The sequence below is a fragment of the Shewanella sp. SR43-4 genome (assembly GCF_014163845.1).
Lineage (GTDB): Bacteria > Pseudomonadota > Gammaproteobacteria > Enterobacterales > Shewanellaceae > Shewanella > Shewanella vesiculosa.
This window is the reverse complement of record NZ_JACJEB010000009.1, coordinates 1-13,296: the sequence shown is the minus strand read 5'-3', so window position 1 is coordinate 13,296 and position 13,296 is coordinate 1. Positions and strand designations below refer to the sequence as shown.

The following is a 13,296-nucleotide window of genomic DNA, read 5'->3' as shown; positions in this document are numbered from 1 at the left end:
TTAAATAAAGGTATTTTCAACTTCTTTTTTGACAAACTCAAGATTAGATGCTGGTTCTCCCACCAAGACCATATAGGCATCGGCTGTTTGAAAACTTTGACCTTTATATTGGTTATCAGCAAAAGCTTCTTCTAATACAATACGCTTTTCAATGGGCACAATGAACAAGGTGACCTTATTGCCATTCTCGTCAGCCATGACTAAATGCAATGATTTGACACCTTGAAAATCACAATATGAGGTAAAAAAAACACGCCCTGGTTGTTTGATAAACTTTGAGTCACTCAATCCATCGACACTGGCGAGTTTAAAATTAACATCATTAAAGCCAATATCCTGTTCCATGATCAATGCTTTGGTTTCATGGTGTACATGAGCAAGCGAGTTTTCGCTTAAGTTTACTGGCGTAAAACGTAATAAACTAAAACTGACTCCGACGATAAAAGCCACTGATGCAGCCATCGCCATCATGTAGCGAGTATGTTTTTTGCTTTGTTGATGTTGGCTTAATTGCTGTCGCAAAATCAATTTATCAGCTAAATCATCTGGGACACTAATATTGAGTGCTTGCATGAGTTTATGGTCAAATGCTTTTAGATCTTTGATAAATTTTGCATCATCTTCATGTTCAGCTAAATGAGTTAAAAATTCATCTGACTGATTATTGGGGTCACCGTATGCTTGGCGACGAAACTGTAGATCATCCATTTGATTGACCTCTTACCTCTGGTGCTTCGAGAGCGTCTTTTAACTGGTTTCTGGCTCTAAATAAGCGCGTCATTACCGTATTTCGATTCAGTTCAAGTATGGCGGCAATTTCATCGCCACTAAACCCGCCAATCAGCTGCAATAACAAAGGTTCTCGGTATTCAATATCGAGTTTACCAATTTGACGACGCAACCAATACTGTTCAGTGTCTTCTTCATGACTTGTGGATAATACATCCTCAAGTAAATCTTGTTCTACGTCGCTGTAGTTAAATTGTTTACGTTCAAAACGTCTGGCATTTTCACGCCTTAAAATTGTGATCAGCCATGCCTTAGCAGCTTTATCATCGTTTAACGAGTCTAAAGACCGCCACGCTCTTAAGAACGTCTCTTGGGTGATATCCTCAGCAACATGTTTATCACCACATAACCAAAAGGCGTAGCGAAATATGTCGGTATGAAGTGCCCTGACAAGGCTATCGTATCGTCGTTGTTTTGTTAGCATCTCAGATAAGACCGCGGGTTCGGACTTTTTCTTTCGCAGGGAATCGAACATTTTTTAACTTTGTTGAGTTAATAATAACTAACAGCTTAAAAAGCGGGGGGATTAATAGCAAGCTAAATAGCAGAACCTGTCTGCTATTTAGCGTTTAAATATTAGGGATTTAGTTGTTTAATTAATGATTTTTTACCTGCATCAGGTTGCCGATAAGCCAAAATGGCATCCATAAGTGATTTTTTGTCAATTGCTTGTGGATGATTACTGTATTTATCTGCTTGTAATTTATTCAGTGCCGCCGACAATTGCTCAGATAAGCCACTGATTTGCGTTAGCGTCATGAATTTTCCTAAGCGTTCACTAAAATAGCCTTGTACTGCGACAATAGCAGCACTGCTATCGTTACGGTCACATGCATCGATAATGGCATCGAGGCCTTTTGCGGTTGTTTTAGGCTTTGTTTTTTGACTTTTATTGTCATCATCTGTGTATGGCTGTGCTCGGTTTGCCGATACCGCCTTACGCCATAATACTAAGGTGATAAGCCATAACATCCCCAGAACGGCACTTAATAGTGGCCAATATCCGCGACCTTGAACTGCGCTAAAATTATCAACTGGTGGAATGTCTGTGGTTGCCGTTGAGCTGCCGATTACGTTAATTGTTCGTTCTGGTAATGTGGCAAATTGTTGTTTTTTAAGATGTGGGTTCCACCAAGGGACACGGATCTCAGGTAGGGTATAGGTTCCTGGTTTTGTTGGCACAATCGCGGTAGTGATACTGTATTGCGACACAACTTGGTTGTCGCGAACAAAAGTTTGTCTTACTGGTTTTTCTGGGTAGGCTTTTAAGCCTTCAGTCAGCGGAATATCAATATCTGGTAAACTGGTATCATCAGTATTGGATGCGATTAAACTAATTGAACGGGTAATTGGGCTACCGACTTCAAATTCATTAACATCTTCTGGCCAAGTTTCTTTTAATACTGCAATATCGCTGACTAACCATTTTCCTTTATAGCTTGGGGGAATAGGGTTGATTTGAATTACCTGCCTTTCGGCTGCAGTTTGTATTGGTCGACTTTCATTAAAACCAAACATACCTCCACGCCTAGGAGCCTCGACAATAACATCACCCGAAAAGCCGGCGCCATTAATCACCAACTCTCCAGGCAGATCAGCAATAATCCCATAAGTACGTTCAATTACTCTAAAACGGCGGCCATCGACAATTTCGCTTCCGTCTTTATCCTCACCGATTTGCTTGATTTGTGCCCCTTCAATGGCTGGAGCACTGAGCACTCCACGTTGTAATTCTACTGCAAGGTACAATTTTACTTTGTAGGTGATTAACTGGCCGACATAAGCATCAGAGGCACTCGTCGATATTCTCATGAATACATTTTCAGCTTTGTCGGCTGTTGTGCCTTGTGGGATCACTTTAAGATTAATCGGGTTTGAGCTCACGCCTTTGATGTTAAATGCGGGAATAGTGATATTACCTACTGATTTAGGTGATAATAATATCTGCCAACGAGTTTCTTTTGTGGTGTCAAAATTAACCATTTTGGTACTGCGACCTACACTGGTTCTGCCGACAATAAAGTTTTTCAGTAATATCGAAGTGTCCAATTCGTTGGCACTGAGATCGTCGTCAGCAGTTACATCGAGTACGAAGTATTCACCTGCAACCACAGGGTTACGGTCTACAGTTGCTTGTACTTGGCTCATTGCAAATACAGGGGCTGCAATAATCAATAGCAATAAGCTAAAAAAAGTTCTAATTACCACTGTTCATTATCCTCACGTGGTTGACTGTTTTGACGACGTTTTTGATATTCAAGTTGCATTTTATTACGGATTAATACTTGGGGATCTTCATTGATAGCGCGAAGAGCCCTTTCCATGTCCGCTGGAAGTGAATCTTGATTCATCTGCGATGCTGATACCATTTCAGCTGGTTTATCTTGCGAATTACCTTCGGAGTTTGCAAGGTCAGAAGCCTTAGCTGCGCTCATCTTCTGTTTATCATCAGTAGGCTGATCTTCATTTTTGCTCGCACTGGCTTGCATGCTAGATTCATTACTTTCAGGTGAGTCTTGCGATTGATCATTTTTGGGTGAGCCCTTGTTATCATTAGTCTTTGGTGATGATTGTGGCTCTGAGCTATTTTGTTGTGAGTCATTTTTTTGCTCACCTGACGGCTGATCATTGGATGCTGATTGAGATTGTTTTTCATCTTGCTTTTGATCTTTTTCAGCTGACTTATCGCTGTCAGAGGAGCTATCATTACTGTCTTTAGATTGATTTTCAGCGCGCTGATCTTGGTTTTGCTGACTCGATTGGTCTTGTTGACCTTGCTGGTTTTTTTGTTCACCGGCCTTAGACTTATCCGGTTCTGACTGTGGTGATTTGTCTTTATTAGAAGATTGCTCAGAAGATGAGTTTTGATCATCTTTTGAGTCGGATGAGTCTTGTTGTGACTTATCCGACTCTTGTTCTGATGAGTCCTTTTTCTGTTGTTCGAGCAGTTGTTGAGCTAAGGCTAAATTCTGTTCTGCTTCGATAAAAGGTGATTGCGCGGCAATCGCTTTTTGATAACGAGTAATGGCTTCTGGGTAGTCTTTCAACTGCATCAATGCATTACCTTGGTTGAATAACCCTTGGGCAGTATTATTTTGTTCAAACTCTGCCAGTGCCTGTTGATAATTACCCGCTTTGTAATGTGCAGAGGCGCGCCATTGAGTGTCTTTAAATGTGTCAGCAGCTTGAGCAAACTGACCTTGCTGAAAGGCTGATTCGGCTTGTTGATCTTGGGTTTGCCATAAATCTTGCCACACCGACGCTTGTGCTGGTTGACTGTGAGTTAGGCCAAACGCCATTGCTGCAGACAATAGCAAAACAGGATTAAGCATAATCGTTAATAATCCTTGTCTAAAACTCATTAATATTGGGATGACTAATAACATTGCCAGATATGGCCCGAGATCTTGCCAAGTCTCACCAGCGAGTTCTGTTTCACTCGCTTTGCCGTCTGAGGCTAACCATTGTGTAAGAGTTGAAATATCGCTGCCATCTGTTTGCGCTGGCACTAGGATACCCTGATGTTGCTTTACTAGTTTTTGTAATAAACCATAATCGGTTTTAGCGACAACCACTTCATTACTGTTATCTCGCAATAACTGACCATCAGCTAAACGGATCGGGGCGCCTTGTTTACTGCCAAATGCCATAATAGATAAACGATAACGGTCGTTGACGGCACTGGTTGCTTGATTAAATTGCTGTGCAGAAATGCCATCGGTCATGACAATAATGTCGCCACTGACATGGCCACCTTGAGCTAATAGTTTCTCTGCCAGTGATAATGCTGCCGCCAAATTAGAACCTTTGGTTGGCATAATATCAGGTGATAATGTGGGTAATAAATTTAAAATGGTGCTGCTATCACGAGTTAACGGGCTGATAGTGTAAGCGTCACCAGCGTAGGCAATGAGTCCTGTTTCGCCTTCTTTGAGTTCGTTTAGTAAATCGGTAGCTCTAAATTTGGCATAAGATAAGCGATTCGGGCTTAAGTCTGTGGCATACATAGACTGCGACATGTCCATAATGAGCACTCTACCTTGCTCAGTAGCAAATACCGGCAAACTTTGTTTATTCAACGCTGGGCCGGCAAGCGCAATCACTGCAATTATCCAGCAGGCAATCAGTACCCATTTAGGTTGATGAGTTTTCTCCACGGTTTGGGTCACCAGTAACTGACTTAAATGCGGCGAGATATATTGTTTCCATGCTGATTGCTGGCTATGTCTACGCCAAAATAATGCACTTAATATCAATACTGGAATCATGCCCAATAGCCATTCAGGGCGAATGAAATGTATCATTGTTGATCCGCCTCTTTGTTAGACTTGATTTTAGGCCATAACTGATTTGGCCATTGTTGCTGCAAACTAATTAAGAAGCTGATTAGTAATGACATTAATAAAGGCCAATAAAATAATTCACTTTTTGGGCGGTAACTTAATTGATCTCGGCTTACCGGCTCTAACTTGTCTATTTCTTGATAAATGCTGTTTAACTCTTCACTGTTACGAGCTCTAAAATATCGACCTTTAGTGATGCTGGCTAATTTTTTGAGTTGCTCCTCGTCTAAATCCATTGAAGGATTAATTCGCTCTTTACCAAAAATAGTGCGCCGTTCTAATATTTCTGCACCCACGCCGATAGTGTAAATGGTGACATTACGTTTAGCCGCAATTTGGGCAGCGACTTCGGGATCAATATTGCCAGCATTATTAGATCCGTCAGTGAGGAGAATTAGTACACGATTACTTTCATCGACTTTATCAAAACGTTTTACCGCTAAGGCAATCGCTTCACCAATAGCGGTTTGCTTGCCTACAAGGCCTATTTGCGCATCATCTAAAAACGTGGCTACAGAGCGGCGATCTAGGGTCAACGGTGCTTGTAAATAGGCATGGTCTGCAAATAATATGAGTCCGAGCCGATCTCCTTTTCGACGCTCAATGAAATCACTTAATACATGCTGAATTAACGTAAATCGATTAACCGTTTGCCCGTTTATCACCATATCTTCAATTTGCATACTGCCCGATAAATCAACTGCCATCATTAAATCACGACCTTTGGCGGGTAATTCAATCGGGTCTCCTAACCATTGTGGCCTTGCTATTGCTAATAAAAGAAAAATCCACATTAACCAATACCGTTTACGACTCACTTTTTGATTGACTGCCCTTGAGTGCGTCATCGTAGTAGCGATGCCTGGTAACTGTAAATGTCCACCGGCACTGTCTATATTAATACGCTTAATCAATAACGGCAGTGGCAGTAAGAGTAATAACCATGGCCAGTAAAATGCTAACATTTGGCCTCCTGATGTGGATTGTTGGATATTAAGGTCGCATCACTAAAAGCATGCTTATTGTTGAGCCAAGCTTGTGCTAACTGGAGTAATTGGACTTTTTCGGCTTGATCTAAGCCGCTCGCTTGGTGACGCTTAACGAGTAATTGTCCTATTTTATGTTGTTGATCTGGCGCGAGACGAGTATCTAACCAATCAAACCAAGGTTGACCATTGAGTTTAGCGAGGTGTTCTCGTGGTAGATAAGTTAATGCGGTACGCTTGAGTAAGCTATTGACTTGTGCTGCAAAGCTATCATCTTCGACATTATAACTTTGTAAAAGTGTTAGGGCTATTTTGCGTGGTGCATGATATTGATGTTGTTTATATAAACGCTTGCCCAACCAAACGGCTAAAATAATCAATACGGCTGCGATTATCCAATATCCTGGCGCAATCGGTATGGTGCTGATCGGGGCGGGTAACGCAATATCGTGCAATTGAGCTAAAGCTGATGCGTTGGCATCAATTGGCATTGGTTGTGATGGTATGTTTGGCGTGGTCATTTAACGTAAAATATCCAATTGGGCACTGAGCGGTTTAGCGGCATCAATTAATTTTGGTTGCACTTTAATCAAATTCATTAAAGCAAAAAATTGTTGTTGCTGCGCTTGTTGATTCGCTAACCAAGCCTCGTAACTTTGCCGAGTTAAGGTCAATTGTTGTTGGCCATCTCGAACGGGTAAGGCAAATTGTTTTGGTAACGCCAAGGTTCCTTGTCTTAATGGATCGGTTACCACAAATGCTCCGATATCACAGTGACGTGATAACTCAGTTAATGGTGCTAAGCATTGTTGGTTAATATGTTGACCGTCGGTAATAATCCAGATTAGAGAACCAGGTTTTGCAATACGTTGTAAACGTTGACAGGCTTTAAACATATGGCCTGGATCAGGTGACAATTGATTAATTTGCTTTAATTGCTGCTGATGAACATCAATTAACCCCGACGTTAATTGCAAAATACCTTGGCGGCGACTTCGCGGTTTAAGTTCTAAGTGATTAGTTTCACTGGCGATTAACGCCCCAAGCCTGTCGCCATTATTGATTGCATTCCAACCTAATGTGGTCGCTAAATGGGCTATCTGGACAGATTGAAGTAATAATTGCGAGCCAAAATATGAGCTTTGGCTCAAATCTATCAACAGCAGGATAGGACGTTCGCGTTCCTCCACAAATAACTTAGTGTGCGCAACTCCGGTTCGCGCAGTTACTCGCCAGTCAATGGTTCGAACATCATCACCATTTTGGTAATGACGAACTTCAGCAAACTCCATACCGCGGCCTTTTATTTGACTGCTTCGATGACCCGACAAGGCTGCTTTTGCCCGCGACTTATGATCGGGGAGGGCGCGCGACAAGCTCTGGCAAGCAATTAATTCTTGCTCATTTAAGCTCATACCATCACTGTAAAGGGGTAATGAGTAGGTTTGGTTCATCATAATCTAATCATGCTCAATAATAAGTGCACCTATTGCAACATCTACGGTACGGCAACTTGACTCAGAATATGATCAATCACTTGATCTGCCGTAACACCTTCAGCTTGAGCTTGATAGCTGAGTAACAAGCGGTGTCGTAAAACATTAGGCGCAACCGCTTGAATATCTTCTGGCGATACAAAGTCTCGTTCATACAGCCAAGCACGTGCTCTTGCACAACGTTCTAATGAAATCGTGGCGCGCGGACTGACTCCATACTCGAGCCATTTGGCTAAATCTGCGCCATATCTTGCTGGTTGGCGAGTCGCCATAATAATCTCAACGATGTACTTTTCGAGTGGCTCAGCTAAATAAATATCTAATGCCTGATCTCTTGCTGCAAAAACATCTGCTTGCGCAACAGGATCTATCGTTGGTAATTGGTGTGTCTTAGCCTCTTTACGGGACTGGCGTAAGATTTCGCATTCGGTTTCGGCACTGGGGTAATCGAGGTTTAAATGCATTAAAAAACGATCTAACTGTGCCTCAGGTAAGGGGTAGGTACCTTCGTTTTCGAGTGGGTTTTGGGTTGCCATAACTAAAAAAAGTGGCGGCAGAGGATAACTGTGTTTTCCTACAGTAACTTGGCCTTCAGCCATGGCTTCTAATAAAGCAGATTGTACTTTGGCAGGGGCTCGGTTAATTTCATCTGCAAGGATTAAGTTATGGAAAATTGGCCCTGCTTCAAATTCAAATGTACCGGTTTGTTGGCGATAAATATCGGTACCGGTTAAATCGGCAGGCAGCAAATCGGGCGTAAACTGAATACGATGAAACTCACCTTCGACACCGTCGCATAGTGCTTTTACGGCTCGCGTTTTTGCTAAACCTGGTGGACCTTCAACTAATAAATGACCATTTGCGATAAGTGCTATCAGCAAGTTTTCTGTTAATACGGGTTGACCTAAGACAACAGTATCTAAATAGGCGCGGAGTGAGTGAAAACGACTTAACGGCATAGGTAGTACTCAATTTATTTAGTTGGCATTGGGTGTATTAAATCCTATGTTATGAATTCTATTGGTTTTTGGCTAGTAGGATTAACACAATTTAACTCTTTATGAAGTAGATAGTTGTAAACGCCTGTTTAAAACCGTTCAATAAAAAGTTAGAATCAGGTCACACTTTGATGGTCTGACCAGATTATCTGGCAACATATAAACTTACCGGCTGAGCCGAGATGAGCTAACAATAATAGAGGGTGACACATGAGTGATAGACAACAAGTAACGAATTCCCGGGGTGAACGCATTGCGATTGTTGCCGGTTTAAGAACACCATTTGCAAAACAAGCAACAGCCTTTCATGGCGTATCTGCGCTAGATATGGGCAAAATGGTGGTAAATGAGTTGCTGTCTCGCTCTGAAATTGATCCTCAATTAATTGAACAACTAGTGTATGGCCAAGTTGTACAAATGCCAGCAGCGCCAAATATAGCCCGTGAAATTGTACTGGGTACCGGAATGAATGTGTCAACTGATGCCTATTCTGTCACTCGAGCTTGTGCAACTAGTTTCCAGTCTGCGGTTAACGTCGCTGAGTCAATTATGACTGGCAACATTGAAATCGGTTTAGCGGGTGGTTCGGATTCTTCTTCTGTGTTACCGATTGGTGTATCAAAGAAGCTGGCACATGCTTTAGTCGACTTAAATAAAGCACGCACTTTTAAGCAGAAATTTGCGATTGCACGCCGTTTAGGCTTGAAAGACTTAATGCCTGTCCCGCCTGCGGTTGCTGAATATTCAACGGGTTTGTCGATGGGGCAAACCGCAGAACAAATGGCTAAGACTTACAGCATCAGTCGTGCCGATCAAGATGCATTAGCGCATCGTTCACATACATTAGCCACTGACACCTGGAATTCTGGCGTGCTTCAACAAGAGGTGATGACAGCTCATATTCCACCTTTTAAACAATTTATCGACCGCGATAATAATATTCGTGAAAACTCTGTATTAGAGTCTTACGCCAAATTGCGTCCCGCATTTGATCGCAAGCACGGTACCGTTACTGCCGCCAACAGTACGCCATTAACTGATGGTGCTTCAGCCATTATTTTAATGAGTGAAGGTCGAGCCAAAGCTCTAGGTTATCAGCCAATTGGCTATATCAAAAGTTATGCATTTACCGCTATTGATGTTTGGCAAGATATGTTAATGGGGCCGTCTTATGCCACGCCATTAGCATTAAAACGCGCAGGAATGGAATTAGAAGATTTAACCCTCATTGAAATGCACGAAGCATTTGCGGCGCAAACATTAGCTAACATGCAAATGTTTGCTTCAAAGAAATTTGCTGCAGAGAAGTTAGGTCGTAGTCGCGCCATTGGCGAAATCGACATGAGTAAGTTTAATGTTTTGGGGGGCTCGTTGGCTTATGGCCATCCTTTTGCGGCAACCGGAACACGTTTGATTACCCAAGTGTGTCGAGAGCTTAAGCGTCGTGGTGGTGGAACTGGATTAGCGACAGCTTGTGCCGCGGGTGGTTTAGGTGTTGCAATGATTTTAGAGGTGGAGTAATGAGCATGGAAAAAACATTTAATTTAGCTCGTCGTGACGATGGTATTTCGATTTTAACAATGGATGTTCCTGGTGAAACCATGAACACCTTAAAAGAACAATTTGGCCCTGAAATTAGTGACATTTTAACCGAAATTAAAGCTGATAATAGTATTAAAGGCTTGGTGGTTATTTCTGGCAAGGCGGATTCATTTGTTGCTGGTGCTGATATCACAATGTTAGCCGCTTGCAAGAGTGAAGCTGATGCCAAAGCATTGTCACAACAAGGTCATGTGGTTTTTTCTGAGCTTGAAGGATTATCCATTCCTGTTGTTGCCGCTATCAACGGTGCTTGTTTAGGCGGTGGTTTAGAGTTAGCGCTAGCGTGTCATTTACGTGTATGTAGCGATGATAAAAAAACCATGCTAGGTGTGCCTGAAGTACAACTAGGTTTGCTGCCTGGCGGCGGTGGTACACAGCGTTTACCTCGATTAGTCGGAATTGCAACTGCGTTAGATATGATGCTTACTGGCAAGCAAATTCGTCCTAAACAAGCATTAAAAATGGGTTTAGTGAATGATGTTGTACCTAACTCTATTTTGCTTGAAACTGCGATTGAGCTAGCAAAAAAAGGCAAACAAGCTGCAAAACCTGTGGTGCAATCTAAAATTAATCAGTTTTTAGAATCATCTTCGTTTACTCGCGATATTATGTTTGATCAAGCTCGTAAACAGGTAATGAAGAAAACTCAGGGTAATTATCCTGCACCTGCCAAAATTATTGATTGTGTTCGCCAAGGTATGAATAAAGGCATGGTGAAAGGGCTTGAGGTTGAAGCGACCCATTTTGCTAATTTGGTGATGTCAAAAGAGTCTGCTGCATTACGTAGCTTGTTCTTTGCCACTACGGAAATGAAAAAAGAAACCGGTGCTGAAGGCGCTGTGCCACGTAAAGTTAAAAAAGTAATGGTATTAGGTGGTGGATTGATGGGCGGTGGTATTGCCTCTGTCACGACTACTAAAGCTAAAATTCCAGCACGTGTAAAAGACATTTCAGAGCAGGGACTCAGTAACGCACTATCATATGCTTACAAGCTTTTAGATAAAGGTGTAAAACGTCGTCACATGACACCCATCGCGCGTGATAATGTCATGGCATTAATGACAACAACCACTGAATATAACGGTATTAAAGATGCCGATATCGTGGTTGAAGCTGTATTTGAAGACTTAGCGCTTAAACATAAAATGGTTCAGGATGTAGAGCGTGAATGCGGTGAAAACACCATTTTTGCATCGAACACTTCATCTTTACCTATTGGTCAGATTGCTGCAGCGGCAAGCCGTCCTGAAAATGTGATCGGTTTACATTACTTCTCTCCGGTAGAAAAAATGCCCTTAGTTGAAGTGATTGCGCATAAAACTACATCACCCGAAACCATTGCTACTACAGTGGCGTTCGCACGCAAGCAAGGAAAGACACCTATCGTAGTTCAAGATGGTGCTGGTTTTTATGTTAACCGTATTCTAGCCCTGTATATGAACGAAGCGGCACAGTTATTACTTGAAGGTCAGCGTGTTGAGCATCTAGATCGCGCGTTAGTCAAGTTTGGTTTCCCTGTGGGGCCAATGACGTTGCTCGATGAAGTGGGCATTGACGTAGGAGCTAAAATTTCGCCAATTTTAGAAAAAGAGCTCGGCGATCGTTTTAAAGCCCCCGCAGCTTTTGACAAGTTATTAGCCGATGACCGTAAAGGTCGTAAAAATGGCAAAGGTTTCTACCAATACGGGCCTAAAGCTAAAAAAGCCAAATTGGTTGATGAGTCAGTTTATAAGGTACTCGATATCGCAATAGCTTCAGATAAAGAAGCAAAAGATGTTGCAGAGCGTTGTACCATTCAAATGCTTAATGAAGCCGTTCGTTGTCTGGAAGAGGGGATTATTGCCTCTGCAAGAGATGGTGACATCGGTGCGATATTCGGTATTGGTTTTCCGCCATTCTTAGGTGGTCCGTTCCGTTATATCGACACCTTAGGTGCAAGCAATTTAGTGGCAACTTTACACGGCTATCAATCACTCTACGGTGACCGTTTCGCACCGTGCGACACGTTAGTCAAAATGGCCAGTGATGGAAGCCAATTTTATAAAAAGTAATAAGGCTGTTTTTATTTAGCGAATAAAAAGTTATCAAGTTGTAAAAAAGCGGCAATTGTTTGCCGCTTTTTTATTTATTTAAGGCATGCTTTTGCCTGATTTTTAATCAGATAGATGCCTCTTTAGGGTATAATACTCATTGTTGATGATGATAGCGTAAACTATTATGTGGGTGATATTTCGCCATTAAGCTGTCATAGCTTGGATCTGATGGCGTTAATATTATGACTTGCGAGTCAAAGATGAGTCGTAATGATGTGCTGGTAGGGATGAGATTTACTGAGTTATTTAATTTACTGACTTATTTGGAGTTAGCGATAATGCAGTTCAGTTGGTTATTCATGCTTGTTTTATTGAGTATTAGTAGTGGTTTTCTATTTGGTTTTGCAGCTTATAAGCATGGATTAGCAGTAAAGCGGTGGGGATGTGTTGGTTGTATACTAGGGCCACTTACTTACCCATTGTTTAGCACACACAAACGCTTAGCTGATATGAAGGTTTGGCGATATGGCCGTTATAGCATAGAAGGCTAATCTCATTTCAGTTTGTTATATCAAAATTCATATTTCAAATAACAAAAAAGGAGCTTATGCTCCTTTTTTATGGCTGATGGTTAACCATCAGTATCTTAAGAATTACTTCCACCAAGCTCTGGCTTGGATAACTTCAAGGTGATTTAAACCTTCAGGCAATTTTACTTTTTTACGAGCTGGTTTTGCTAAACCAAGTGCTATTTTTAGAGAAGTAAACATAGGGTTCTCCTTAAGCTATTTGAGTGTCTAGGACTTTGATGTTAGGAAATCCAGCGGTTTGGATATCGAGGACTTTGATGTTAGGAAATCCAGCAGTTTGGGTATCGAGGACCTTAATGTTAGGAAATCCAGCGGTTTGGGTATCGAGGACGTTCATGTTAGGAAATCCAGCGGTTTGGGTATCGAGGACTTTTATGTTAGGAAATCCAGAGGTTTGGATATCGAGGACCTTAATGTTAGGAAATCCAGCGGTGTGGGTATCGAGGCCTTTGATGTTAG

The 13,296-nt window shown here is 41.9% G+C and carries 11 protein-coding genes and 1 pseudogene; 3 read left to right on the top strand and 9 right to left on the bottom strand.

Annotation, left to right across the window (positions count from 1 at the left end; genetic code table 11):
- The 8 genes from H5123_RS11675 to H5123_RS11640 all read right to left on the bottom strand — a co-directional run bounded on the left by H5123_RS11675 (position 1) and on the right by H5123_RS11640 (position 8,573).
- On the bottom strand, positions 1 to 708 hold the full coding sequence (locus H5123_RS11675) for a DUF3379 domain-containing protein (protein WP_124016312.1): 708 nt from the start codon (positions 706 to 708) through the stop codon (positions 1 to 3).
- Positions 701 to 1,264 carry a sigma-70 family RNA polymerase sigma factor gene (locus H5123_RS11670; RefSeq protein WP_124016313.1) on the bottom strand — a complete coding sequence of 188 codons (564 nt, stop codon included), beginning with the start codon at positions 1,262 to 1,264 and terminating at the stop codon, positions 701 to 703. The genes H5123_RS11675 and H5123_RS11670 overlap by 8 nt, the downstream gene beginning before the upstream one ends.
- 101 nt (positions 1,265 to 1,365) lie before the next feature.
- Entirely contained in the window at positions 1,366 to 2,997 is a 1,632-nt protein-coding gene (locus H5123_RS11665) for a BatD family protein (protein WP_182698077.1), read from the bottom strand.
- Complete coding sequence (locus H5123_RS11660) at positions 2,991 to 5,093, bottom strand: VWA domain-containing protein (RefSeq protein WP_182698076.1); 2,103 nt, start codon at positions 5,091 to 5,093, stop codon at positions 2,991 to 2,993. Before H5123_RS11660 ends, H5123_RS11665 begins: the two co-directional genes overlap by 7 nt.
- Complete coding sequence (locus tag H5123_RS11655; RefSeq protein ID WP_182698075.1) at positions 5,090 to 6,097, bottom strand: VWA domain-containing protein; 1,008 nt, start codon at positions 6,095 to 6,097, stop codon at positions 5,090 to 5,092. Before H5123_RS11655 ends, H5123_RS11660 begins: the two co-directional genes overlap by 4 nt.
- Positions 6,091 to 6,639: a DUF4381 domain-containing protein gene (locus H5123_RS11650; protein ID WP_182698074.1), complete on the bottom strand. Its 549-nt coding sequence runs from the start codon at positions 6,637 to 6,639 to the stop codon at positions 6,091 to 6,093. Before H5123_RS11650 ends, H5123_RS11655 begins: the two co-directional genes overlap by 7 nt.
- Positions 6,640 to 7,575: a DUF58 domain-containing protein gene (locus tag H5123_RS11645; protein WP_182698073.1), complete on the bottom strand. Its 936-nt coding sequence runs from the start codon at positions 7,573 to 7,575 to the stop codon at positions 6,640 to 6,642. It abuts the gene before it with no gap.
- A gap of 41 nt (positions 7,576 to 7,616) precedes the next feature.
- Positions 7,617 to 8,573, bottom strand: coding sequence for a MoxR family ATPase (locus H5123_RS11640; protein WP_124016319.1), 957 nt, complete (start codon positions 8,571 to 8,573; stop codon positions 7,617 to 7,619).
- 249 nt (positions 8,574 to 8,822) lie between these two features.
- Here H5123_RS11640 and fadI point away from each other — a divergent pair, with 249 nt between their 5' ends.
- The 3 genes from fadI to H5123_RS11625 all read left to right on the top strand — a co-directional run bounded on the left by fadI (position 8,823) and on the right by H5123_RS11625 (position 12,798).
- Positions 8,823 to 10,133, top strand: a complete 1,311-nt coding sequence (fadI, locus tag H5123_RS11635; protein WP_182698072.1) for an acetyl-CoA C-acyltransferase FadI — start codon at positions 8,823 to 8,825, stop codon at positions 10,131 to 10,133.
- A 5-nt stretch (positions 10,134 to 10,138) separates the two neighbouring features.
- A complete protein-coding gene (gene fadJ, locus H5123_RS11630; protein ID WP_182698071.1) occupies positions 10,139 to 12,265 on the top strand; it encodes a fatty acid oxidation complex subunit alpha FadJ in 2,127 nt (708 codons plus the stop codon).
- 242 nt (positions 12,266 to 12,507) lie between these two features.
- Complete coding sequence (locus tag H5123_RS11625) at positions 12,508 to 12,798, top strand: hypothetical protein (protein ID WP_235781780.1); 291 nt, start codon at positions 12,508 to 12,510, stop codon at positions 12,796 to 12,798.
- Between the two features lie 229 nt (positions 12,799 to 13,027).
- On the opposite strand, the pseudogene H5123_RS11620 reads toward H5123_RS11625, so the two are convergent.
- Positions 13,028 to 13,296, bottom strand: a pseudogene (locus H5123_RS11620) (hypothetical protein); the annotation flags it as partial.

Coding starts and splice junctions, on each gene's coding strand:
- H5123_RS11625 (WP_235781780.1), top strand. CDS start 12,508: ATGAGTCGTAATGATGTGCTGGTAGGGATGAGATTTACTGAGTTATTT.
- fadJ (WP_182698071.1), top strand. CDS start 10,139: ATGGAAAAAACATTTAATTTAGCTCGTCGTGACGATGGTATTTCGATT.
- H5123_RS11640 (WP_124016319.1), bottom strand. CDS start 8,573: ATGCCGTTAAGTCGTTTTCACTCACTCCGCGCCTATTTAGATACTGTT.
- H5123_RS11645 (WP_182698073.1), bottom strand. CDS start 7,575: ATGATGAACCAAACCTACTCATTACCCCTTTACAGTGATGGTATGAGC.
- H5123_RS11660 (WP_182698076.1), bottom strand. CDS start 5,093: ATGATACATTTCATTCGCCCTGAATGGCTATTGGGCATGATTCCAGTA.
- fadI (WP_182698072.1), top strand. CDS start 8,823: ATGAGTGATAGACAACAAGTAACGAATTCCCGGGGTGAACGCATTGCG.
- H5123_RS11675 (WP_124016312.1), bottom strand. CDS start 708: ATGGATGATCTACAGTTTCGTCGCCAAGCATACGGTGACCCCAATAAT.
- H5123_RS11670 (WP_124016313.1), bottom strand. CDS start 1,264: ATGTTCGATTCCCTGCGAAAGAAAAAGTCCGAACCCGCGGTCTTATCT.
- H5123_RS11650 (WP_182698074.1), bottom strand. CDS start 6,639: ATGACCACGCCAAACATACCATCACAACCAATGCCAATTGATGCCAAC.
- H5123_RS11655 (WP_182698075.1), bottom strand. CDS start 6,097: ATGTTAGCATTTTACTGGCCATGGTTATTACTCTTACTGCCACTGCCG.